The sequence below is a fragment of the Amycolatopsis eburnea genome, assembly GCF_003937945.1.
Taxonomy (GTDB): Bacteria; Actinomycetota; Actinomycetes; order Mycobacteriales; family Pseudonocardiaceae; genus Amycolatopsis; species Amycolatopsis eburnea.
The window spans coordinates 502,441-524,923 of record NZ_RSEC01000058.1; the positions used below are offsets into that span (position 1 = coordinate 502,441).

General features: G+C 71.0%; 23 protein-coding genes. 8 read left to right on the forward strand and 15 right to left on the reverse strand.

What is annotated here, in order from left to right; translation table 11 throughout:
- Positions 1 to 12: 12 nt before the first annotated feature.
- Together EIY87_RS27710 and EIY87_RS27715 are read right to left on the reverse strand one after the other, a co-directional pair.
- Positions 13 to 1,575, reverse strand: coding sequence for an acetolactate synthase large subunit (locus EIY87_RS27710; protein ID WP_125312791.1), 1,563 nt, complete (start codon positions 1,573 to 1,575; stop codon positions 13 to 15).
- On the reverse strand, positions 1,572 to 2,957 hold the full coding sequence (locus EIY87_RS27715) for an FAD-binding oxidoreductase (RefSeq protein WP_125312792.1): 1,386 nt from the start codon (positions 2,955 to 2,957) through the stop codon (positions 1,572 to 1,574). Before EIY87_RS27715 ends, EIY87_RS27710 begins: the two co-directional genes overlap by 4 nt.
- Before the next feature lie 180 nt (positions 2,958 to 3,137).
- On the opposite strand from EIY87_RS27715, the gene EIY87_RS27720 reads away from it, so the two are divergent.
- Entirely contained in the window at positions 3,138 to 3,959 is an 822-nt protein-coding gene (locus EIY87_RS27720) for an aldo/keto reductase (RefSeq protein ID WP_125312793.1), read from the forward strand.
- Between the two features lie 542 nt (positions 3,960 to 4,501).
- On the opposite strand, the gene EIY87_RS27725 is transcribed toward EIY87_RS27720, so the two are convergent.
- Positions 4,502 to 4,999: a DUF3830 family protein gene (locus EIY87_RS27725; RefSeq protein WP_125312794.1), complete on the reverse strand. Its 498-nt coding sequence runs from the start codon at positions 4,997 to 4,999 to the stop codon at positions 4,502 to 4,504.
- A 2-nt stretch (positions 5,000 to 5,001) separates the two neighbouring features.
- Positions 5,002 to 6,258, reverse strand: a complete 1,257-nt coding sequence (locus EIY87_RS27730) for an aspartate aminotransferase family protein (RefSeq protein ID WP_125312795.1) — start codon at positions 6,256 to 6,258, stop codon at positions 5,002 to 5,004.
- A gap of 92 nt (positions 6,259 to 6,350) precedes the next feature.
- Here EIY87_RS27730 and EIY87_RS27735 point away from each other — a divergent pair, with 92 nt between their 5' ends.
- From EIY87_RS27735 to EIY87_RS27745, 3 genes are read left to right on the forward strand one after another with little or no spacing between them, the layout of a single operon-like run.
- Complete coding sequence (locus EIY87_RS27735; RefSeq protein ID WP_125312796.1) at positions 6,351 to 7,814, forward strand: NAD-dependent succinate-semialdehyde dehydrogenase; 1,464 nt, start codon at positions 6,351 to 6,353, stop codon at positions 7,812 to 7,814.
- Positions 7,811 to 8,869, forward strand: coding sequence for a tartrate dehydrogenase (locus EIY87_RS27740; protein WP_125312797.1), 1,059 nt, complete (start codon positions 7,811 to 7,813; stop codon positions 8,867 to 8,869). Before EIY87_RS27735 ends, EIY87_RS27740 begins: the two co-directional genes overlap by 4 nt.
- 60 nt (positions 8,870 to 8,929) lie before the next feature.
- Positions 8,930 to 9,400, forward strand: coding sequence for a DUF4262 domain-containing protein (locus EIY87_RS27745; RefSeq protein WP_125312798.1), 471 nt, complete (start codon positions 8,930 to 8,932; stop codon positions 9,398 to 9,400).
- Between the two features lie 376 nt (positions 9,401 to 9,776).
- Here EIY87_RS27745 and EIY87_RS27755 read toward each other — a convergent pair whose 3' ends face one another.
- The 3 genes from EIY87_RS27755 to EIY87_RS27765 all read right to left on the reverse strand — a co-directional run bounded on the left by EIY87_RS27755 (position 9,777) and on the right by EIY87_RS27765 (position 12,119).
- Positions 9,777 to 10,496 (reverse strand): GntR family transcriptional regulator, encoded by a 720-nt coding sequence (locus EIY87_RS27755; RefSeq protein ID WP_125312799.1) that lies wholly within the window; start codon positions 10,494 to 10,496, stop codon positions 9,777 to 9,779.
- A 1-nt stretch (position 10,497) separates the two neighbouring features.
- Positions 10,498 to 11,244, reverse strand: a complete 747-nt coding sequence (locus tag EIY87_RS27760) for a maleate cis-trans isomerase family protein (protein WP_125312800.1) — start codon at positions 11,242 to 11,244, stop codon at positions 10,498 to 10,500.
- A 134-nt stretch (positions 11,245 to 11,378) separates the two neighbouring features.
- Positions 11,379 to 12,119 (reverse strand): maleate cis-trans isomerase family protein, encoded by a 741-nt coding sequence (locus EIY87_RS27765; RefSeq protein WP_125312801.1) that lies wholly within the window; start codon positions 12,117 to 12,119, stop codon positions 11,379 to 11,381.
- A gap of 104 nt (positions 12,120 to 12,223) precedes the next feature.
- Here EIY87_RS27765 and EIY87_RS27770 point away from each other — a divergent pair, with 104 nt between their 5' ends.
- Genes EIY87_RS27770 through EIY87_RS27780 form a run of 3 tightly spaced genes read left to right on the forward strand, consistent with a single transcriptional unit; the run spans position 12,224 to position 14,915 of the window.
- A complete protein-coding gene (locus tag EIY87_RS27770) occupies positions 12,224 to 13,222 on the forward strand; it encodes a D-2-hydroxyacid dehydrogenase (RefSeq protein ID WP_125312802.1) in 999 nt (332 codons plus the stop codon).
- Complete coding sequence (locus EIY87_RS27775; RefSeq protein WP_125312803.1) at positions 13,219 to 14,601, forward strand: amidase; 1,383 nt, start codon at positions 13,219 to 13,221, stop codon at positions 14,599 to 14,601. Before EIY87_RS27770 ends, EIY87_RS27775 begins: the two co-directional genes overlap by 4 nt.
- A gap of 56 nt (positions 14,602 to 14,657) precedes the next feature.
- Positions 14,658 to 14,915, forward strand: coding sequence for a hypothetical protein (locus tag EIY87_RS27780; protein ID WP_125312804.1), 258 nt, complete (start codon positions 14,658 to 14,660; stop codon positions 14,913 to 14,915).
- Here EIY87_RS27780 and EIY87_RS27785 read toward each other — a convergent pair.
- The 8 genes from EIY87_RS27785 to EIY87_RS27820 form a co-directional block, all read right to left on the reverse strand.
- Positions 14,912 to 16,138 carry an MFS transporter gene (locus tag EIY87_RS27785; protein WP_125312805.1) on the reverse strand — a complete coding sequence of 409 codons (1,227 nt, stop codon included), beginning with the start codon at positions 16,136 to 16,138 and terminating at the stop codon, positions 14,912 to 14,914. The two genes, EIY87_RS27780 and EIY87_RS27785, sit on opposite strands and share 4 nt — an antisense overlap.
- Before the next feature lie 79 nt (positions 16,139 to 16,217).
- Positions 16,218 to 16,739 (reverse strand): ArsR/SmtB family transcription factor, encoded by a 522-nt coding sequence (locus tag EIY87_RS27790; RefSeq protein WP_125312806.1) that lies wholly within the window; start codon positions 16,737 to 16,739, stop codon positions 16,218 to 16,220.
- 47 nt (positions 16,740 to 16,786) lie between these two features.
- Positions 16,787 to 17,614 carry a pyrroloquinoline quinone biosynthesis protein PqqB gene (gene pqqB, locus EIY87_RS27795; protein WP_125312807.1) on the reverse strand — a complete coding sequence of 276 codons (828 nt, stop codon included), beginning with the start codon at positions 17,612 to 17,614 and terminating at the stop codon, positions 16,787 to 16,789.
- Entirely contained in the window at positions 17,611 to 18,675 is a 1,065-nt protein-coding gene (pqqE, locus tag EIY87_RS27800) for a pyrroloquinoline quinone biosynthesis protein PqqE (RefSeq protein ID WP_125312808.1), read from the reverse strand. Before pqqE ends, pqqB begins: the two co-directional genes overlap by 4 nt.
- Positions 18,666 to 18,932 carry a pyrroloquinoline quinone biosynthesis peptide chaperone PqqD gene (gene pqqD / locus EIY87_RS27805; protein WP_125312809.1) on the reverse strand — a complete coding sequence of 89 codons (267 nt, stop codon included), beginning with the start codon at positions 18,930 to 18,932 and terminating at the stop codon, positions 18,666 to 18,668. The genes pqqE and pqqD overlap by 10 nt, the downstream gene beginning before the upstream one ends.
- Entirely contained in the window at positions 18,929 to 19,618 is a 690-nt protein-coding gene (gene pqqC / locus EIY87_RS27810; RefSeq protein ID WP_125312810.1) for a pyrroloquinoline-quinone synthase PqqC, read from the reverse strand. The genes pqqD and pqqC overlap by 4 nt, the downstream gene beginning before the upstream one ends.
- A 1-nt stretch (position 19,619) precedes the next feature.
- On the reverse strand, positions 19,620 to 19,706 hold the full coding sequence (gene pqqA / locus EIY87_RS27815; RefSeq protein WP_086864059.1) for a pyrroloquinoline quinone precursor peptide PqqA: 87 nt from the start codon (positions 19,704 to 19,706) through the stop codon (positions 19,620 to 19,622).
- A 126-nt stretch (positions 19,707 to 19,832) separates the two neighbouring features.
- Complete coding sequence (locus EIY87_RS27820) at positions 19,833 to 21,197, reverse strand: WS/DGAT/MGAT family O-acyltransferase (protein WP_125312811.1); 1,365 nt, start codon at positions 21,195 to 21,197, stop codon at positions 19,833 to 19,835.
- 80 nt (positions 21,198 to 21,277) lie between these two features.
- Here EIY87_RS27820 and EIY87_RS27825 point away from each other — a divergent pair, with 80 nt between their 5' ends.
- Positions 21,278 to 22,456: an NAD(P)/FAD-dependent oxidoreductase gene (locus tag EIY87_RS27825; protein WP_225440067.1), complete on the forward strand. Its 1,179-nt coding sequence runs from the start codon at positions 21,278 to 21,280 to the stop codon at positions 22,454 to 22,456.
- The last annotated feature ends 27 nt before the right edge of the window (positions 22,457 to 22,483 follow it).

Consider the following 22,483-nt stretch of genomic DNA (forward strand, 5'->3'; position numbering starts at 1 on the left):
AATAGTCCGGTTCTACAGCAGCGGCGGCACCGCGGCGTCGATGAGGTGCGGACCGGGTTCGGCGAAGGCGCGCTGCAACTGCTCGGCGAGCTCCTCGGCGGTCGTCGCCCGCGTCGCGGGAACGCCCATGCCTTCCGCGATCTTCACGAAGTCCATGTCCGGGCGCGAAAGGTCGAGCAGCTCGTTCGCCTTCGGGCCGCCCGACGCCGCACCGACGCGCTGCAGCTCCAGCCGCAGGATCGCGTACGCGCGGTTGTTGAGCACCACTGTCGTGACGTTCAGGTTCTCGCGCGCCTGCGTCCAGAGCGCCGAGATCGTGTACAACGCGCTGCCGTCCGATTGCAGGTTCAGGACGGGACGGTCCCGTCCCGCCACCGCCGCGCCGGTCGCGACCGGCATGCCGTAGCCGATCGCGCCGCCGGTGAGCGTCAGGACGTCGTGGCGCGGCGCGCCCGCGGTCGCCGCCGGCAGCATCAGGCCGGACGTGTTGGCTTCGTCGGCGATGATCGCGTTCTCCGGCAGCAGCGCGCCGATGACGTCGACCCAGTTCTGCGGAGTCAGCGGCCCGGTCGGCAGCGCGGGCCGGGACGGCTCCTGCAGCACCGGTTCGGTGTCCGCGGCGACGAGCTCCGCGACCTCGTTCAGCGCGCGCGTGACGTCCTGGCCGACGGACGCGAGCGTGTGCACCTGCGCACCTTCCGGCGTAAGGTCGCTCGCCTTACCCGGGTAGGCGAAGAACGACACCGGCGCCTTCGTGCCCGCGACGACGAGGTGCTTGATCCCGTCGAGCTGGTACGCGACCTGTTCGGCGAGGTAGCCCAGGCGCTCGATGTTCGGCAGGCCCGCGCCGCGCTCCAGACGAGACGGGAACGTCTCGACGAAAGTCTTCGCACCGGTCGCGGCGGCGATCCGGCTTGCCGCGCGCAGCCCCTCCTCGCGGCACGCGCCACCGCCGATGAGCAGCGCGACCGGCTCTCCGGTGCCGAACACCGCGGCGACGTCCTTGACCGTCGTGACGTCGACGGCCTGCGGCACGCGCGGCGGGATCGGAGCGCAGGTCTCGCCGCCGTCACCCCACGACGCGTCCGCGGGCAGGATCAGCGTCGCGACGCGGCCGGGCGCGTCCTGGGCCGCGGCGACCGCGGCGGCGGCGTCGGCCCCGACGTCCTTGGTGTGTTCCGAGCGCCGCACCCAGCCTTCCAGCGAGCCCGCGACCGCCTCGATGTCCGACTCCAGCGGGGCGTCGTACTGCTTGTGGTAGGTCGCGTGGTCGCCGACGACGTTGACGATCGGCGTGTGCGCGCGCCGCGCGTTGTGCAGGTTCGCCAGGCCGTTGCCCAGGCCCGGGCCGAGGTGCAGCAGCGTCGCGGCCGGCTTGTCCGCGATGCGCGCGTAGCCGTCCGCGGCACCCGTGACGACGCCTTCGAACAGCGCGAGCACGCCCCGCATCTCCGGGACGGTGTCGAGCGCGGCGACGAAGTGCATCTCCGACGTGCCGGGGTTCGCGAAGCACACCTCGACGCCGGAGTCGACCAGCGTGCGGATCAGGGACTGGGCGCCGTTCAACTCACTCATGCGGTTCCTTCGGGGAAGAGAACGCCGGGGTTGAGGATCCCGGCGGGGTCGAAGCTCTGCTTGATCCGGCGCATCAGCTCGATCTTCGCCGGGTCTTCGAGTTCCTGGTGGTAGCTCGCCTTGGTGCGGCCGAGGCCGTGCTCGCCGGAGATCGCGCCGCCGAGTTCCATCGCGTAGGCGAAGATGTCGGTGAGCAGCTGCTTCCGCTTGTCCGCGTCCTTGCAGAAGATCCCGAGGTGGACGTTGCCGTCGCCGGCGTGCCCGCAGCCGAGCGCGCCGCCGCCGGCCGCCATCGCCAGCTCGCGTGCCTTCGAGATGAACTGCGGCATCGCCGTCCGCGGCACGACGACGTCGATCACGTCGTCGGCGCCCGCCGCCTTCGCGGTCCAGAACGCCTTCTCACGGGCTTCGATGAGCTTGCGCGCGGCGCTGCCTTCGAGGACGTAGACGTCGGTGGCGCCGAGTTCGCCGAGCAGCTCGCCGACCGTCTCGACGTCTTCGGCCAGGCGGCCGGCCTCGCGGTTCTCCAGCGCGACGACGAGGTAGGCCTCGCTGGTCTCGCGGATCTTGTCGGGTACACCCAGCTCGAGCTTCTCGTTGTAGACGATCGCCGCCATCGTCAGGTTGTCGATGTACTCGAGGATGTGCGGCCCGAGCCCGCTGGACAGGATCTCCGGCACCGCTGCCATGACCTGCCCGAAGTCGCCGAACGGAGCGAGCACGGTGGCACCGTGGGTCAGCCGCGGGTGCAGCTTGACGGTGATCTCGGTGGCCAGCGCGAGGGTGCCTTCGGAGCCGATGATCAGCTGCGTGAGGTCGTAGCCGGTGGAGATCTTCGACGTCTTGCCGCCGGTCCGGACGATCTCGCCGGTGGGCAGGACGGCTTGCAGGCCGAGCACGTTGTTCCGGGTGACGCCGTACTTGACCGCGCGCATCCCGCCGGCGTTGGTCCCGACGTTCCCGCCGACGCTCGCGCTCAGCTCGCCGGGGTAGACGGTGTAGCTCAGCCCGGCTTCGGCGGTCTTGGCGTCGAGTTCGGCGAGCGTGACGCCGGGCTGCACGACGGCGACGTGGTTCCCGGTGTCGACCTCCAGGACTGCGTTCATGCGCTCGAACGAGATCAGCAGCCCGTCTTCGCGAGGGCGTGCGGCGCCGGACAGGCCGCTTCCGGAGCCGCGCGCGGTCACGGGGACGTTGTGCTCCGAAGCCGCTTTCAGCAGCTCCGCGACTTCCTCGGCGGTTGCCGGCTTCGCGACGTACGCGGGCTTCTGCGGCTTCGCCGTCAGTGCCTCGTCGTGCGCGTAGTCCTCGGAGATCGCCTCGCCCGTGAGCAGGTTCTTGTCCCCGACGATCCCGGCCAGCTGTGCCGCCACGTCGCCCATCGAGAGTTTCTCCTCCGCGCCGTTGCTGTGGTTACCGCAGCGTAGTACGTACCGCCGGTACGCCGCCATGAAGGTTTTTCACATTACGGACGCGCTCGGTGATCGACCGGTTACACCTGCCTGGATTTAGCTCAGGCTAAATCTCTGGTGGGTGACGCGGGCGGCGGCGAAGCTTCTCCCATGACCTCGACGTACACCTTCGAAGACGGCTTTTCCGTGCACCGCCTCGGTTTCGGCGCCATGCGGCTCACCGAGTGGGACCGCGCGCGCGACGGCGCGGAGGCGGTCGCCCGCCGCGCGGCCGAACTCGGCGTGACGTTCTTCGACACCGCCGACGCCTACGACCTCGGCTTGAACGAAGAGCTGCTCGCCCGCGCGCTGCACCCGTACCCGGGGCTGCTCGTGGCGACGAAGTGCGGGCACGCGCGGCCGAGCCGCGGTGAGTGGGTACCGCTCGGCCGGCCCGAATACCTGCGGCAGCAGGCCGAACTTTCGTTGAGACGCCTCCGTATCGACCGCCTCGAACTGCTGCAGCTGCACCGGCTCGACCCGCAGGTGCCGCTCGCCGACCAGATCGGCGCGCTCGCCCGGCTGCGGGAGGAAGGCAAGGTCGCCCGGATCGGGCTTTCGGAGGTGACGGTCGCGCAACTGGCCGAGGCGCGGGCCATCGCGCCGATCGCCAGCGTGCAGAACCGCTACAACCTGACCGACCGGGCGTCCGAAGACGTCCTCGCGTACTGCGAGCGCGAGGGGATCGCGTTCGTGCCGTGGCTGCCGATCGCGCGCGGTGACCACGCGACGGGCGGCGGGGTACTCGGAAAGGTCGCGGCCGGGCTCGGCGCGACACCCGCCCAGGTGTCCCTCGCCTGGTTGCTGCGCCGTTCGCCCGTGGTGATCCCCATTCCCGGCACGTCGTCGATCGCGCACCTCGAAGAAAACTGCGGTGCCGCAGGAATCGAGCTTTCCGACGACGATTTCGCGAGGCTGGGTGAGCTGAGCTGAAAACGGTCAGGCCGCGGTTTCCCGCGGCCTGACCGTCCGGTTCGGGCCTGGATCAGACGAGCCAGCCGATGAGGTGCGCGAGGTGCGCCAGCGCGCCCGAGATGATGTCGTGGCAGTAGTGCGCGTGCTGGGCGAACGTCTGCATGGAATGGCTCCTTCAGTGACTCAAAATGATTTCCCTGGAGATGCTCCGGTAAGAGCGGAGTCAGGTTTTCACCGTGCTGGCGAGCTGTCAAAGAGCCGTTTCCGGGCGGTTCCGGTATCGCGGAATCTTCCTACTCTAAACACGTAATCCCTTCGTGTTTGACGCCGGGGTGCTCATTTCGGCGGTCAGCCACTCTGGGTAGCGGGCGAGTCGATCATCACTGTCGGTGATTCCGGTCTTGATCCGGCATCCCGGGTATGCGGCTAGCTCGATCCGGTGATCGCCGGACACGAAAGGTGAGATTCCGACGATCACCCATTCGAGTGGCGCCAAGCAGGGAAAAGGGGACGCCGGGCGCGGTGATCCGCACCCGGCGTCCCCTTGGGGGAGAAGGGAATCAGGCTCGCGCGAACGAGAGCGTCTCGCCCTCCACGCCCCGCAGCCACAGGTCTTGCGCGGCCGCCGCCATCTCGGTCAGGCCCTCCTCGATCGTGGCGAACACGTTGCCGGGCACCCAGCCCGCGTCGCCGTTGATCAGCAGGTTGTTGCGCCCGTAGAAGATCGCGAGGTCGGTCGCGCCCTGGTCGCTGTGTGCTTCGCTGGCTTCGTCGTAGCCGTACGCGGGATTGCCGATCTCCCAGGCTTCGAAGCCGAAGTACACGACGTCGCCCGGGATCGGCGTGATGGTCGGGTTCTCCCGCCCCGGCTTCGGCTCCGCGAACGGCGGCACGAGCGTGTAGACCTCGTTGCGCGCGTACTTCGCGTGGTAGGCGGAACCGCTCTGCGGCAACGCGTCCCACACCGCTTTGCAGGTGCGCGGCGCCTCGTCGTCGAGCAGCCGGGCCCGGCAGGAGACCCCGCGCTTGTCGAGCGTGATCGTGATGTACCGCGCCATGCTCAGCTCCCCGTGACCGACGCGACGACCTCGCCCCAGATGCGCAGCGCGTCGTCGACCTGCTCGGCGTTGACGACCAGCGGCGGCACCATGCGGACGACGTTCATGTACGGCCCGCAGGTGAGCAGCAGCAGGCCGTTCTTCGACGCGGTCTGCTGCGCGGCCGCCGCCGTCGCCGCGTCGGGCTCGCCGTCCGCAGTGGTGAACTCCGAGCCGACCAGCAGCCCGAGGCCGCGCACCTCGCCGATCGCCGGCGTCTTGTCCGCGATCACCCGCGCCCCTTCGAGCAGCTGACGCCCGCGCTCGGCGGCGTTCTCCACCAGGTTCTCCCGCTGGATGACCTCGAGCGTCGCGATCGCCGCCGCGCACGAGACGGCGTTGCCGCCGTACGTGCCGCCCTGCGATCCCGGGAACGCCTTCGCCATCAGCTCCTGCGAAGCGGCGATGCCGGACAGCGGGAAGCCGCTCGCCAGTCCCTTCGCGATGAGCACGATGTCGGGGGAGACGTCGAAGTGGTCGTGGCCCCAGAACTTGCCGGTGCGGCCGAAGCCGGTCTGGATCTCGTCGACGACCAGCAGGATGCCGTGCCGGTCGGCGCGCTCGCGCAGGCCCGCCATGAACTCGGTGTTCGCCGGGACGTAGCCGCCCTCGCCGAGCACCGGCTCGACGAAGATCGCGGCGGTCTCGTTGGGCGCGCTGACCGTCTGGAACAGGAAGTCCAGCTCGCGCAGCGCGAACTTCGTCGCGGTCTGCTCGTCCCAGCCGTAGTGGTAGGCGTAGGGGAACGGCGCGACGTGCACGCCCGCCATCAGCGGGCCGATGCCGGCGCTGAACCGCGTCCCGGACGTGGTCATCGACGCCGCCGCGACCGTCCGGCCGTGGAAGCCGCCCTGCATGACGACGACGTTCGGGCGCTTCGTCGCTTGCCGCGCAAGGCGCAACGCCGCTTCGACGGCTTCGCTGCCCGAGTTCGCGTAGAAGAGCGAGTCCAGTCCGTTCGGCAGGACGGCGCCGAGGCGCTCGGTGAGCTCGAGCAGGGGCCGGTGCATCACCGTCGTGTACTGCCCGTGGACGAGCTTGCCGATCTGCTCCTGCGCCGCGCGCACGACGTGCGGGTGGCAGTGCCCGGTGCTCGTGACGCCGATGCCGGCGGTGAAGTCGAGGTGGCGTTTGCCGTCGACGTCGTAGAGGTAAACCCCTTCACCGTGGTCGACCACGACGGGCGTTGCCTGCTTGAGCAGCGGAGATAGCTGGGCCATGGCAGCGTGCTCCTAGGTCGGTTGAGCGGGTTGTCGATTGTTGACAATATCCATAGCATGGCCCTCGGGACAACACGTGAGGAGCAGTCGGGATGAGCGTGAGCACCGAGTCCGGCGTCGTCGACGCGGTCGGCAAGGAACTGTTCATCGGCGGCAAGTGGGTCGCCGCCGAGTCCGGGAAGACGTTCCCGGTGGTCGACCCGGCCACCGGCAAGGAGCTGTGCCAGGTCGCCGACGCCTCCCCGGCGGACGGCCTCGCCGCGCTGGACGCCGCCGTCGCCGCGCAAGCGGATTTCGCGAAGATGGCGCCGCGGGAGCGCGGTGAGATCCTGCGCCGGGGGTACGAGCTGCTGATGCAGCGCCAGGAGGAGCTGGCGCTGCTCATGACGCTCGAGATGGGCAAGCCGCTCGCGGAGTCGAAGGGGGAAATCGCCTACGCGGCGGAGTTCTTCCGGTGGTTCGCCGAAGAGGCCGTCCGCATCGACGGCGGCTTCGCGACCGCCCCGAACGGCGTGGGCCGGTTCCTCATCACGAAGCAGCCGGTCGGCCCGACGCTGCTGATCACGCCGTGGAACTTCCCGATGGCGATGGGCACCCGCAAGATCGGCCCGGCGATCGCCGCGGGCTGCACGTCGGTGATCAAGCCCGCCGCGCAGACTCCGCTGTCGATGCTCGCGCTGGCCGGCATCCTCGCCGAAGCCGGGCTGCCCGAAGGCGTGCTCAACGTCATCACGACCAGCGACTCCGGCGGCGTGATGGAACCGCTGATCCGCGACGGCCGGGCCCGCAAGCTCTCGTTCACCGGGTCCACCGGCGTCGGCCGCAAGCTGCTGGAGCAGTGCGCCGACAAGATCCTCCGCACATCGATGGAGCTGGGCGGCAACGCGCCGTTCCTGGTCTTCGACGACGCCGACATGGACGCGGCGATCGACGGCGCGATGCAGGCGAAGATGCGCAACATCGGCGAGGCGTGCACCGCGGCGAACCGGTTCTACGTGCAGCGCGGCGTCGTCGAGGAGTTTTCGCGGCGGCTGACCGAGCGCATGCAGGCGCTGCCGATGGGCCGCGGCACCGAGAAGGACGTCGTGGTCGGCCCGCTGATCGACGACAAGGCCGTCGACAAGGTGACGGAGCTGGTCAAGGACGCCACCGACCGCGGCGCGCGGGTGCTCACCGGCGGCGCCGGCGTCGACGGGCCCGGTCACTTCTACCAGGCCACCGTGCTCACCGACGTCCCGCAGGAGGCGCGGTTGACGCACGAGGAGATCTTCGGGCCGGTCGCGCCGATCACCCCGTTCGACACCGAGGAAGAGGCGGTGGCGAAGGCGAACGACACCGAATTCGGTCTCGTCTCCTACGTCTTCACCAGCGACCTCAAGCGCGCGCTGCGCGTGTCCGAGGCCCTCGAAGCCGGCATGATCGGGCTCAACCAGGGCATCGTCTCGAACCCGGCGGCGCCGTTCGGCGGGATCAAGGCGTCCGGCCTCGGCCGCGAGGGCGGCACGGTCGGCATCGAGGAGTTCCTGGAGACCAAGTACATCGCGGTGGCCCTGTGACGACCTACCGCTTGGCGAGCATCCCGGGCGACGGGATCGGTGTCGACGTCACGGTCGAGGCCCGCAAGGTCCTCGACCGGGTGTCCGCCCGCTTCGGCTTTTCCTTGGAGTGGACCGAATTCGACTGGAGTTGCGAACGGTACGCGCAACTCGGCGCGATGATGCCGGAAGACGGCGTCGCGCAGCTTTCGGCCTACGACGGGATCCTGCTCGGCGCGGTCGGCTTCCCCGGCGTCCCGGACCACGTTTCGCTGTGGGGCCTGCTGATCCCGCTGCGGCGCGCGTTCCAGCAGTACGTCAACCTGCGCCCGGTGCGGCTGCTCCCGGGCACGACGTCCGTGCTGGCCGGGCGCAAGGCCGAGGAGCTGGAGCTGGTCATCGTCCGCGAGAACTCCGAAGGGGAGTACTCGGCGATCGGCGGGCGGCACAACGCCGGGCGGCCGGACGAATTCGTGCTGCAGGAATCGGTTTTCACGCGCGTCGGCGTCGAACGGATCATCCGGTACGCGTTCGAGTTGGCGCGTACGCGGTCTTCGCGCGTCTGCTCGGCGACGAAGTCCAACGGCCTGATCCACTCGATGCCGTTCTGGGACGAGATCTTCGCCGAGGTGGCCGCGGAGTTCCCGGATGTGCGCAGTGAACGGATGCACGTGGACGCGTTGGCCGCGCGGATGGTTCAGGCGCCGGACCGGCTCGACGTCGTGGTGGCGTCGAACCTCTTCGGGGACATCCTGAGCGACCTGGCGGCCGCGATCACGGGCGGGCTCGGCATGGCGCCGTCCGGCAACATCAACCCATCGGGTGAATCCCCGTCGATGTTCGAGGCGGTCCACGGGAGCGCCCCGGACATCGCCGGACAGGGGATCGCGAACCCCGTGGCGCAGATCCTGGCGGCCGCGATGCTGGTCGAACACCTGGGTGAAACCGTTGCCGCGCAAGCGATCCGCGCCGCCGTGGACCGGGTCCTCGACGAGGGCCGCGTCCGCACCCCCGACCTCGGCGGCACGGATACCACAGAACGGCTCGGCACGGCGGTGGCCGAAGCGCTGGGCTGAGTTTTTGTCGGTGCCCTCCGGCACGGTGGCCCCAAGCCCACCGAGGGGGAGGAGAAACCGATGTGCTGGCAATGTGAAAACCCGGATCGGCCACAGTCCGACTACCTGACGATGCTCCAGGAGAAGGTGGCCGACCGGGGCTGGCTCGTGCAAGGCGTGGAGGGCAACGAGCTTTATCCGCCGTGGGCCTACACGATCGGGCTCAGCGGGTACGGCCTGCCCGAACTGGTCACGACCGGCTTGCCGCTCGAAGAAGCCGCCGAACTGCTCAACGACCTGGCGTCGCACACGCTGCACGCGTCGCCACCCGAGCCGGGGGAACGGATTCCGCTGCGGGACGGTCCCGTGGTCGAGGTCGTCCCGCTGACGGAGCCGTCGGCGCACCTGGTGTTCGCGGTCGCCCTGTACGGCCCGGAAATCCGTGCGCTGCAACTGGTCCACGCGGACGAGCAGGGCCGCTGGCCGTGGTCGCCCGACTTCCGCGACGGCCGGGGCGGCCAGCCGGTGCTGGGGGTGCGCCGTGCCGGCTGACTGCGCGTGCAGAGTGCCCAGGAACTGTTTCCCGATACCCGTGCCCGCCGTCCACGCACGCGTGCCGTCCGGCCGGGCGGGCATGGTGACCGTCCGGCTGGACGAGCCGACCTGGCTGGACGAGCGGGGCGTCTGGGCGGACGAAATGCCCGGCTGGGCGGACGAGTCCGCCGTCGGGCCGGGCAAGCGGGCCGCACCCGTGGCCGAGCCGGCGGCGGATGAACCGGCGGCGGACGAGCCCGCGGCGTGGGCGGACGAGCGGGCCGCGGCGGCGGGCGAATCGGCGGCGTGGGCGGACGAGCCTGTCACCGGGGTGCGCGGGCCGTCCGTCACGGTCCGCGTGTCACCCCTGCGGTCGCGCTTGGCGGCCTTCCGGTCAAGCGTTTCCCGGTACTGGCGGCGCGTGCCCGTCCCGGAGGCTGGTGCCGGGCGCGAGCCGCTGCACCGCGTCCTCCATGTGCGCCTCGAGGAGCGCAAGCGCCGTCTCCTCGTCGCCGTCCCGCAGCGCCTGGATGAGCTTCGTGTGCTCTTCCACGCGCTCTTCGACCCGCTGGTAAGTGCCCTGCAGCGCGGTGAGGCACATCCGCGTCTCGATGAGGAGCGTCCGGGCCATCCGGACGAGCCGCTTGCTGCCCGAAGCGTCGATGAGGGCCTCGTGGAACTTGAGGTCCGCGGTGGAGAGCGCGTTCGGATCGTCTTCACTCGCGGCGGTCGCCATCTCCGCGACGGTGTGTTCGAGCAGGTCCGCGATCCGGTCGCGGTCCCCGCCCCGAAGCGCGCGAAGCATCGCGGCGCGTTCGATCGCCGTTCGAGCTGCGTAAATGTCGTAAACGTCGCCGGGCTCGAGGTCGATCACGAACAGCCCGCGGTGCCGCTCACTGCGGAGGAGCCCCTCGGAGACCAGGTGCTGCATGGCCTCCCGGAGCGGCCCCCGTGACACCTGGAACCGTGCGGCCAGCTCGGTTTCGCCGAGCTGGGTCCCGGGCGGGAGGGCGCCGGTCATGATCGCGTCACGCAGCTGGCGGGCGATGACGGCGGCCGTCGACTCGCGGCTGACCGGCTCGATCTCGGGCAGCGTGCCCGGCGGCAGGGCCATGTCAGGCGCTCCCGTCCGGCAGATGGCGGAAGAGGGCGCCGAGCGAGCGGACGAGGCGGTGCTGCCCGGTCAGGCGCAGCCCCTCCCACACCGTGACCTGGTTGGCGGTCAGCACGGGCTTCTTCAACGCGGCTTCGATGGCGTTGATCTCGGCGAGGGTCCGCATCGCGGTGTCCGGCACGAGGACGGCGTCGGCGTCCGGGTGGTCGTGGCGCACGGCGAGCTCGACGACGGCCTCCGGGCTCATGGCGCCGACCTCGGCAGCCGTGATGATGTCCGCGCTCGCCATGGACACGACCTCGACGCCGCCGGCCTTGAGGAAGTCGACGAACAGCCGGGCGATGTCGTCCGGGTAGCTGGCGGCCACGGCGACGCGCTTGACGCCCAGGGCGCGCGCGGCGTGCACGAACGCGAAGGAGGTGCTGGAGGCCGGAACCCCGGCGACGGCGGCCAGGCGGTCGGCCTGGTCGCGGGCGCCGTCCCAGCCGTAGACGAAGCTGCCGCTGGTGCAGGCCCAGATGACCGCGTCGGGCTCGTGCTTCTTGAGCAGCCCGGCGCCGTCGGCGAGTCGGCTTTCGCTGCCGAGGTCGAGCAGTTCGGCCACCGCGTGCTTGTCGGTGCCGTAGATGTGCTCGACCGCGAGCCGGATGTCGCCTTCATCGGCGGCCATCCCGCCGAGCAGCTGCTCGGCCAGCGGGTAGTCGTCTTCGGCCGCGTGGTCGGGGTAGATGAAGCCGATCGTGGTCACGGAACCTCCGGAGGGACGCAAATTGTCGACAATGCTAGAGGGGTGGTCAAGGAAAGCCTTCACGACCTGCCGGGCGCTCCCCGACATGTTCGTCCACGTCGGGGTCGCTCCGGGCGCCGGGCGGGCGCGCTCTCTCACGACACGTCACGGAGCCACTTCCCGGGTCCGACGATCGGGAGGCCCATCCGTTGCAGGCACGCCCACATCGTCAGCTGGTTGGCGGTGAGCACCGGCTTGCCGAGCGCGGTCTCCAGCGGCTCGATCAGGTCGTAGGTGGGGAGGTTGGTGCAGCTGACGAAGATCGCTTCGGCGGCGCCGTGGTCGGCGGCGAGGATGCGCTCGGCGATGGTCCGGTAGCTGACCTTCCAGATGCCGCCGCCCAGGCCGAGGTGGTCGCTGGCGACGGTCTCGACGTTCAGCTCGCCGAGGAAGTCGTGCAGGGCCTGGGTGAGGTCGCCGTCGTACGGCGTAAGCACCGAGACCCGGTGGAGGTCGAGCTGGTGCAGCACCTCGGCCAGCGCGCCCGAAGTGGTGACGGCGTCCGGCGCGCCGGCGTCGCAGATCGCCTTCGTCAGCGAGCGCTCGTAGTCGACGCCGTTGACGAAGCTGCCGGACGTGCAGAGGTAGGCGACGACCTCGGGCTCGACGTGCAGGACGTCGCGGGTGGCGCTGGCCAGGTGGTGGCTGTCGCTGACGAGGCGTGCCATCTCCATGCTGACCGGCACCGGTTCGTACGGCGTTCGGGCCAGGTGGAGGGACACCTCCATCGGCACCCACCGCCAGAGTTCGCGCTCCAGCGCGAGGTCGAACGGGGCGATCACACCGATGCCCCGCTGGGCGAGCGGGCCGTCGAACGCCAGGAAGTCGAAATCCAAGGCTCAGCCTCCGGAATACGTCTGCACTTGATGACACGTCCGGTGCTCCGGGGGGCGTTCCTCGGATTGTTGACAATCATACGAGCCGCTTTTACCGTGTCAACGTGATCGCCTCGGAAAACCAGGAAGCTCCGGTCCTGGCAGTGCTCTGTGGCGAGCACCGCCCACCGGACATGCGTGCTGTCGAATCCGGGGCGGTCGTGCGTTACACGGACGCGGCGGGCCTGGCCGAAGCGCTGGCCGGAGCCGACGCGTTGTTCGTCTACGACTTCCTCTCCACGGCCGTGCCGGGGGCCTGGCACGCAGCCGACCGCCTGCGCTGGCTGCACATCGCGAGCGCGGGCGTCGACCCGGTGCTGTTCCCCGGGCTGGTGGAGAGCGACGTGGTCCTCACGAACTCGCGGGGAGTCTTCGACGGCGCCATCGCGGAGTACGTGCTGGGCGTCGTCCTCGCGTTCGCGAAGGACTTCGCGCGCTCGCACGACCTGCAGCGCGAGCGCCGCTGGCAGCACCGCGAGAGCGAGCGCATCGCCGGGCGTGAGGTGCTGGTCGTCGGCACAGGGCCGATCGGCCGGGCCATCGCGCGGCTGCTGCGCGCCGCCGGAATGCGGGTGAGCGGTGCCGGGCGCCGGGAGCGCACCGGGGATCCCGACTTCGGTGTCGTGCACGAGTCCGCGCGGCTCACCGAGGTGCTGCCGCACGCCGACTACGTCGTCGCCGTGGCGCCGCTGACCGAGCACACCAAAGGCATGTTCGACGCGCGCGCGTTCGCCGCGATGAAGCCGTCGGCGCGGTTCGTCAACGTCGGCCGGGGCGAGCTGGTCGTGACGTCCGACCTGGTCGACGCGCTGCGGAGCGGGTCCATCGCCGGCGCCGCGCTCGACGTGTTCGACACCGAGCCGCTGCCGCCGGAAAGCCCGCTGTGGAGCATGGCGGACGTGCTGGTCTCGCCGCACATGTCCGGTGACTTCGCCGGCTGGCGGAACACGCTCGTCGAGGTGTTCTCCGAGAACTTCCGCCGCTGGCAGGCTGGGGAGCCGCTGCGCAATGTCGTCGACAAGACGCTCGGCTACGTGCCGTCGGGGAACCAGGGAGCCGGATGAACGACAGGATGCTGACCGCCAGTGAGCTCGTCGCCGCCTACGCGACCGGCGAGCTTTCGCCGATCGAGGCGACGCAGAACGCGCTGCAGGCCATCGAAGCCCGGGACGGCGAGTGCAATGCCTACTGCCTCGTCGACGCCGACCAGGCGCTCGAGCAGGCCAAGGCGTCCGAGATCCGCTGGCGGGACGGGAACCCGATCGGCTGGCTCGACGGCGTGCCCGCGTCGATCAAGGACATGTTCCTCACGCAGGGCTGGCCGACCGTCCGCGGCTCGCGGAGCATCAGCCCGGATCAGCCGTGGGACGTCGACAGCCCGGTCGCCGCGCGGATGCGCGAGGCGGGACTGGTGCTGCTGGGCAAGACGACCACGCCCGAGATCGCGTGGAAGGGCGTCACGGACAGCCCGCTGTGCGGCATCACGCGCAACCCCGTCGACCCCTCGAAGACGGCCGGCGGGTCGAGCGGTGGCAGCGCCGCGGCGGTCGCGGCCGGGATGGGCGAGCTGTCGGTCGGCACCGACGGCGGCGGCTCGGTGCGGATCCCGGCGTCGTTCTGCGGCATCGTCGGGCTCAAGCCGACGCACGGGCGCATCCCGCTGTACCCGGCGAGCCCGTTCGGGCCGCTCTCGCACGCCGGGCCGATGGCGCGCTCGGTGGACGACACCGCGCTGCTGCTGGACGTCCTGTCGATTCCGGACCACCGCGACCCGGCCGCGCTGGCGCCGCCGGTGGCGTCGTACCGCGAGGCCGTCCGGCGGGACGTGCGCGGCCTGATCGCGGCGTTCTCGCCGACGCTCGGCTACGTCGACGTCGACCCGGAGGTGGCGGCGATCGTCGCCGCGGCGGTGCGCGCGCTGGGGGACGCGGGACTGCACATCGAGGAGACCGATCCCGGGTTCGCGGACCCGAAACCGGCGTTCGACATCCTGTGGTCGTCGGGCGCGGCGAAGCTGCTCGGCACGTTCCCGCCGGGTTCCGAGGAGCGGACCGACCCGGGCCTGCGCGAGGTCTGGGAGCTCGGCAAGACGTGGAGCGCGAGCGACTACCTCGACGCGACGGCCGAACGCGCGGCGCTCGGCATCCTGATGGGCGAGTTCCACACGCGCTACGACGTGCTGATCACCCCGACCGTCCCGATCGCGGCGTTCGAGGCGGGCCACAACGTGCCGCCGGGCAGCGGGCTGAGCGAGTGGCCGGAGTGGACGCCGTTCACGTACCCGTTCAACATGACGCAGCAGCCGGCGATCAGCGTCCCGGCGGGGCGGACGTCGGCGGGGCTGCCGGTGGGCTTGCAGATCGTCGGCCCGCGCCATTCGGACGACCTCGTGCTCGCCGTGGCGAAGCTGCTGGAGGAAGTGCGGCCCTGGTCGCCCAGCTGACCCCCTTAGGGTGAAACGGCGGCCGGAGCGGGGAAAGCTGTGCCACTGTCGGCCGGGTGACCGCTGAAGTCTGGCGCTACGAACGAGCCATCCCGACCACCGACGCGACCGGGCGGCCCACCCGGGTCGTGGTCGGGCTGGTCGAGCAGGGCAACCGCTTGTCGGCGGCCCTGCGCGTGGACGACGGCAAGGCCGCTCTCGTGCCCCTGGAAACGGGTGGCGAGCTGCTGAAGGCGCTGCGCGAAACGCTGGAGAGCTGGTGGCGTCTCGACGGCCACCGCGATCTGACCCCGGAGCCCCGCGCGAGCCGTTAACCCACGTCCGCCGGGCTCCGGCGCCGGCGGACCAGGCCGCGGACCTGGGGGTGGACGGCGACGAGTGCGGTCGCCGCGACGACCAGGGTCGCGCCGCCGAGCAGGGTCGCTTCGCGGCCGGCGTGCTCGGCCAGCGGGCCCGCGGCGATCTGGCCGAGCGGCATCGCGATGAACGAGCCGAGCATGTCGTAGGAGTACACCCGGGCGAGCTTCTCGGGCGGGATGTTCTCCTGCAGGGAGACGTCCCACGCGACGGCGAACTGCTCGATCGCGACGCCCGCGAGGAACATCGCGAACAGCAGCGGCAGCAGGTACGGGGTCTGGCCGAGGGCGAACATCGGCAGCGCGTCGACCGCGGTCAGCGCGACGCCGATCAGGAGCATCCGCCGCGGTTGCCAGTGCGCCGCGACGACGCCGCCGAGCAGCGACCCGGCCGTCTGGACGGCCAGCGCGAGCCCCCAGCCGGTGCGGCCGAAGGCGTCGTCGGCGACCAGCGGGCCGATCACCAGCAGCGCGCCCGCGTTCACGGCGTTGACGATCATGAACTGCAGCACCACCAGCCACACCCAGGACCGCGCGCGGAACTCCCGCCAGCCTTCGCCGAGTTCGGCGAGGGGGCGGCTGCCGGGAACCCGTTCGCCGCGCGGCAGCCGGATCCGGCGGTACGCCACCGCGGCGGCGAGGAAGAGCACGGCGTTGCCGCCGAGCGCCCAGCCGGACCCGGCGAAGGCGACGAGGACCCCGGCGAGCCCGGCGCCGGCGATGCGGCCGGCGTTGGAGAGCAGCCGGACCAGCGCGTTCGCCTGCGCGAGCTGCGACGCCGGGACGGTCAACGGCGTCAGCGAAGCGGCGGCGGGCAGCGAGATGGCCGAGACCGCGCCGTTGACCAGGCTGAGCCCGACCAGCAGCGGGATGGACGCGAAGCCGCAGAGCACACTCGCGGCGATGGCGGCCTGCGTGAGCGCGGCGGCGGTTTCGGTGCCCTGCAGGATCACCGACCGCGGCAGCCGGTCGGCCAGCATCCCGCCGAACAGCACGAGCAGCACGTTGGCCAGCGACCGCGCGCCGACGACGATGCCGAGGTCCACGGCCGAGCCGGTCAGATCGACGACGGCGAAGGCGAGCGCGAAGGGCGCGACGGCGTTGGCGAAGTCGGCGAACGTCCGGCCGGTGACGAGGGCGCGGAAGCGGTTTTCGCGCAGCGGGGCGAGCAGTGGGAGCACGGGACTGGTCCGATTCTGGGAGCGGGTGGTCGGGGACGGGGCGTTCAGGAGCGGGAACAGCGGTTGCCGGACAGTGCGCTCACTGCGGTTCCGCCGAACCGGCCGTCAGTTCGAACAGGGCGACGCTGGCGCTGATCCGGACCGTCCCCGGCGTCCGGGGTGGCTGGGCCGCGTCGTGCAGCTCCTGGCTCAGCTCGGTCGCCTGCTTCAGCAACCGCGCCCACACCTCCGGGGCCACCCACAGCTCGGCGTCGGTCAGGGACGCCGGTCGCTGCGCGGCGCGCGAGTCCGCGCGGCGCAACAGCTCTGCCGCGATCGCCTTCGTCAGCAACCGCTCTTCGCCCGGGTCGCGGCTCGTGAGGCGCCTGCCCGACTCCGGGTTGTGCCGGTAGCGCTTCGCGCGGCCGCCGCGGATCTCGACCTCCTCGGCCACCTCGAGCAGGCCGGCGTCGTGCAGGCGGCGGAGGTGGTAGCTGGTGTTCGCCTGCGTCTCGCCGAGTTCGCGCGCGGCTTCGGCGGCGCTCATCGCCGTCCCCGTCAGGAGGGACAGGATGCGCATGCGGAGCGGGTGGGCCAGTACCCGGAGGTGGTCGTGGGGCATGGGGATCAGTCTGCCACAACCGTCAAAGAGTTATTTGGGGGTCTCGCCTAGAGCGAAAACTCCGCTCCGTCCGCGGGCAGCAGGGCGCCCGCGGCGAGCACGGCGGCGTGTTCGGCGGACGCCGGGTCCAGCACCGGGTTCGTGTTGTTGAGGTGGGTGAACGCCCAGGGCCGCCCGGCGATGCGGGCCAGGCTCGCGGTGATCGGCAGGTGACCCATCGCGAGCTGGTCCGGTCCGCCGACCCCGGCCATCTCGTCCGGTGCGTAGAACGTCCCGTCCAGCAGCACGAGATCCGCGTCCGCGACGAACGCGTCGAAGCCGGCGGGCCAGCTCTTCAGGCACGGCGCGTAAACCAGCACACCGCCGGTCGCGCCGTCTTCGATCCGGTAGGCGACCACCGACGGCCCGGCCTCGGCGGCGGACACGTACTTCGGCTTCTTGTCGCTCACCGGCAGCACCCGGACGTGCAGCCCCGGCAGGTCCGCCGGGGACGACCAGGTCCAGTCCCCGTAGCTGTCGGCGATCTCGCGGAACGGCGTCAGCGCACGCAGCACCGCGTCCGGCGCCCACACCGGGAGCCCGCCCGCCTCGCGGAGCATCAGCAGGCCGAGCGCGTGGTCGAGTTCGGCGTCGGTGAGCAGCACCCCGCGCAACGGGATGTCCCGCGGGCCCGGTCCGGCGCGCAGCGCCGGTGTTCCGAGGATCTGCGCGCGGATGTCCGGCGAGCAGTTGAGCAGGAACCAGCCGTCGCCGTCCGCGCTGATCGCGACGCAGTCCTGCGTCCGCGGCGGCAGCCCGGCCGTGCACCGGCGGCACGCGCAGTTCCACTGCGGACAGCCGCCGCCCGCCGCGGTGCCGAGCAGGATCACCTTCACCCGCGCATCACCACGTCCGCGACCGGAGGCCGGGTCAGCACCAGGTCGACAACCTCACGCTGCGGCGACCGCGAGCACACCGGGTCGGTCGCCGCGGCGTCGCCGGTGAGCAGGAACGCCTGGCAGCGGCAGCCGCCGAAGTCGAGCCCGCGGCGATCGCAGGTGCGGCACGGCTCGGTCATCCAGTCCTCGCCGCGGTAGGCGTTGAACGACTCCGAGCGGTACCAGATGTCGGCCAGCGGCGTGTCCCGCACCGAGGACAACCGCAGGGTCGAGATCGCCGAAGCCGCCGGGCACGGCAGCACCGTCCCGTCCGGCGCGACGGTCAGCTGCCGCGCGCCCCAGCCGTACATGCACGGCTTCGGGTACGGCTCGTGGTAGTCCGCGACGACGTAGACGATCTCCATCGTGCCGCCCAGCCGGGCGACGGCCGCGCGCACGATCGGCTCGGCGGCCGCGAGTTGCTCGGCCGTCGGCATCAGCGCGTCGCGGTTGCGCAGCGCCCAGCCGTAGTACTGCGTGTTCGCGAGCTCCAGGCGGTCCGCGCCCATCCGCTCGGCCAGTTCGATGATCCCGGCGAGCTGGTCGTGGTTGCGCCGGTGCAGGACGACGTTGAGCGACAGCGGCAGTCCGGCGGCCTTGATCGCGGCGGCCGCGGCGAGCTTGTGGTCGAACGCCCGCGCGCCGGCCAGTTCGTCGGAACGCTCCCGTATCGACCCTTGCGCGGACAGCTGGACGTGCGCCAGCCCGCGTTCGACGAGCCCGGACAGCCGCGCGGACGTCAGCCCGAGCCCGGAGGTGACCAGGTTGACGTAGCAGCCGAGCGAACTCGCGTGCGCGACCAGCTCGGGCAGGTCCGGGCGGAGCAGCGGTTCACCGCCGGACAAGTGCACCTGCAGCACGCCCAGCTCGCGTGCCTGGGACAGCACCGACAGCCAGTCCGCGGTGGACAGTTCGGCGTCCCGCTTGGTCAGCTCCACCGGGTTGGAGCAATAAGGACAGTGCAGCGGACAGCGGTGGGTCAGCTCGGCCAGGAGTCCGAGCGGCGGGGTCACGTCCACGCGACGACCCGCCGTTCGCCCAGCCGCGCCAGCACGTCGAGGACGTCCTGCTCGCGGACGCCGGTGTAGCGCCGCTCCAGCACCGCGGTGATGTCGGAGACGCGGCGGGCGCCGTCGCAGAGTTCGAGCACCGCGGCCGCGGTCGCGTTCGGCACCAGGACGCCTTCCGGGAACAGCAGCACGTGGGTCTCCCGGACGTGGTCGAACGACAATCGGACACCCCGCCGGAGCTGCGGTACCGAACCCGCGGTGATCACCGCGCCGCCCGCTCGACGGCGTCCAGCACGGACCACAGCACGTCGCACTTGAACGACAGCGCGGCGATCGCGCGGTCCTGCTGCTCGCGCGTCACGCAGTGGCGGACGACGATGTCGAGCGTGTCCTTGCCTTCGCCGGCGACCTTGTCGATGCGGTTGGTGAAGTAGGCGAGGTCGGCAGGCGCGATCCAGGAGTAGTGCGCGAGCATGTCCGCGACGCGCTGCCGCATCAGGTGGCCGGCGAACATCTCGGTCAGTCCCGAAGCCACCGCTTCCCACCACGGCTTCGTGCGCGCGAAAGTCACATACGCGTCGACGGCGAACCGGACCCCGGGGGCGACGTGCCGCTCGTCGAGCACTTCTTCGCGGTCGAGGCCGACCGCTTCGCAGAGCCGCAGCCAGCGTTCGGTTCCGCTGCTGCCGGCGCTCGTCCCGTCGTGGTAGACGATCCGGTCGAGCCACTGGCGCCGGATCTCCGGGAGCGGGCAGTTGCTGATGATCGCCGCGTCCTTCTGCGGCAGCGCCTGCTGGTAGTACCACCGGTTCGCGGCCCAGAGCCGCAGTTCGTGCGCGTCGAGCTCGCCCGCGTGCAGCCGGTGGTGGAACGGGTGCGTGCCCCAGTACCGGTGCGAAAGACCGCGCAGGGCCGCGATGAAGGCGCTTTCCGCGAGCGGCTCGACGAGCACGTCAGTCCGCCATGCGAGCCGCGTAGGCGGTGACCTCCATGGGGGTTTCGTATTCGACGAAGTCGGGAGTCGTCCACACCTCGGTCATTTCCTGCTCCTCTCCCGGGAACTGATCGCCGTCACGGTAAGAGCGCGGCCGGGCGGCTGACCAGGGTTTGGCCGGGGAGTTCGGAAAGTTTCCTTCCGATGGCGCAGTGCGGTGCCGGTCAGCGGGCTACCGGACCGCCGCTTCCAGTTCGACCAGCGCCGTGTCGAGGTGCGTCAGGATCCGCTGCAGGTGCGGCACGCTCCGGCGGCAGCCCGTGACGCCGAAGTCGAGGTTGTCGCCGTTGCTGGTGAGCGTGATGTTCACGGCCTGGCCGTCGAGCAGCACCGACGCCGGGTAGATGCCGTCGAGCTGCGCGCCGTTCCAGTACATCTGCTTGCGCGGGCCGGGCACGTTCGAGATCACCAGGTTGAACGGCGGCCGCGTGTTGTTGACGACGCCCGGGATCGGCGAGACGCCGAGCTGCGCGACGTTAACCGCCGATAACAACAGCGTCTGCAACGGAGTCAGCTCCGAGAACAGCCGCTTGCCGTTGCGCATCGACTGGTGGATCGTGACCAGCCGCTTGCCCGCGTCCGGCAGGTCGGTGGCGAGGTTGCAGAGCAGCGCGCCGATGTTGTTGCCCGCCGCTTCGCCGGGATCGTTCTGGCGGCGCAGCGACACCGGCACCATCGCGATGAGCGGCGCGTCCGGCAGCGCGCGCTGCTCGATGAGGTAGTCCCGCAGCGCGCCGGAGCACATCGCGAGCACGACGTCGTTGCGCGACACCCCGGCGGCGGTCGCCACCTTCCGGACCCGCTCCAGCGACCACGACTGCGCCGCGAACCGGCGCGCGCCGCCGATCGGGACGTTGAGCATCGTGCGCGGTGCTTGTCCGGGCAGCGTTAACGTGTGTTCACCGAACGCTTCGCGCGCGACCTTCATCGCCGCCGGCGCCAGGCTCGCGAGCTGGTTGGCCGTCTTGCTCGCGGTCTGCAGCAACGAGCGCGGGCGCTTGACGCGGCCCTCGCCGGGCTTGCGCCGGCTGCCCCACCACGGCGGGCAATCCAGGTCCGCGGGGTCGTCCGAGAGCGTGCCCTGCAGCTGGCGCAGCGCGGAGACGCCGTCCATCAGCGCGTGGTGAACCTTGGTGTAGACGGCGAACCGGCCGTCGGCGAGACCTTCGATGAGGTGGGTCTCCCAGAGCGGCCGGTGCCGGTCGAGCAGGGTGCTGTGCCAGCGGCTGGTGAGTTCCAGCAGTTCGCGGATGCGGCCCGGCTGGGGCAGCGCGGAGTGCCGGAAGTGGTAGTCGAGTTCGAGGTCGGCGTCGGTGGACCAGGCCACGTGGCCCATCGTGTTGACCGGACGGGCCGGGCGGCGCCGGAAGACCGAGCGCATGTTGTCGGATTCGAGCAGGTTCCGGCGGACGTCGCGCAGGTACTCCGGACCGGCGCCGTCGGGTTTCTTGAACAGCTGCAGACCGCCCACGTGCATCGGATGCTCGCGCGTTTCGACGAGGAGGAACATCGAGTCGGTCACGGGCATCATCGCCATGGGACATCACCTTCCGCACTCGGCACGCCGACTCTACGCGCTCGGCGGCCGTGGGTGGATCACGTTCTACATTGGCGAGTATGACCGTCCGCGGGCCTGGGGAAACGTCCTTGCCACCGATGGCCGAGTGCGTCGTGATCGGCGGTGGTGTCATCGGCCTGAGCTGCGCGTTCCGGTTGGCGGAAGCCGGCGTCGACGTCCTGCTCCTGGAGCGCGGCGGGCTCGGCGAAGGCTCGACGGCGAAGGCCGCGGGCGGCATCCGGTCGTCGTTCACCAGCCGTGTGAACGTCGAGCTGGGGCTGCGCGGGCTCGCCGCGTACAGCGCGTTCTCGCGCGACTTCGGCGTCGAGATCGACTTCCGGCGCGACGGGTACCTGTACCTGCTCACCGATCCCGCGGACGTCAGCGCAATCGGACAGTGCGCGGAGCTGCAGCGGGAGCACGGCGTGCGCAGCCACCTGCTCGACCCCGCGGAAGCGAAGCGGCTGCTCCCGCTGCTCGAAACCGACGGGATCGTCGCCGCGCTCTGGTCCCCGGACGACGCGAAGGCGACGCCGGACGCCGTCGTGCAGGGCTACGCGAAAGCCGCGCGGGCGTGCGGTGCGCGGCTGCGGACCGGCGTCGAAGTGACCGGCGTGGAACGGGACGGTGGCGTCCTGACGGGCGTCGCAACGACCGCGGGGTTCGTCCGGACCGGTGCGGTGGTCTGCGCGGCCGGCGCGTGGTCGGGGCGGGTCGGCGAGCTGGCCGGGCTGGACCTGCCGGTGCGGCCGTTCCGGCGGCAGGTCGTGTTCACCGGGCCGGTGCCCGGCCTGCCGGAATCGCTGCCCCTGACCATCGAGCTGCCCTCGGCGTTCTACTTCCACCGCGAAGGCGCAGGTCTGGCGATGTCCGTTTGCGAGGACGACGGCTTCCCCGGGTTCGACACGCGCTACGAGGCGGGCGAGTGGCTGCCCCGGCTGGCCGAGGTGGCGGGACGGCGGATCCCGGCCGTGCTCGACGCGGGCATCCGCACGGCATGGGCCGGGTTGTACGAAGTGACGCCCGACCGCAACCAGATCGTGGGGGAAAGCGTCCTGCTGTCGCGGTTCCTCTACGCGACCGGCTTCTCCGGGCACGGGTTCCAGATGGGCCCGGCGGCCGGAGAGCTGATCCGGGACCTCTACCTGGGCCGGCCGACGTCGGTGGACATCGCGGGCCTGGACGTCCGGCGGTTCGAGGGCGCCGGTACCGCACCGGTCGAGCGCCACATCGTCTAGGGGTCGATTGCCCGATCGTTCAACGAT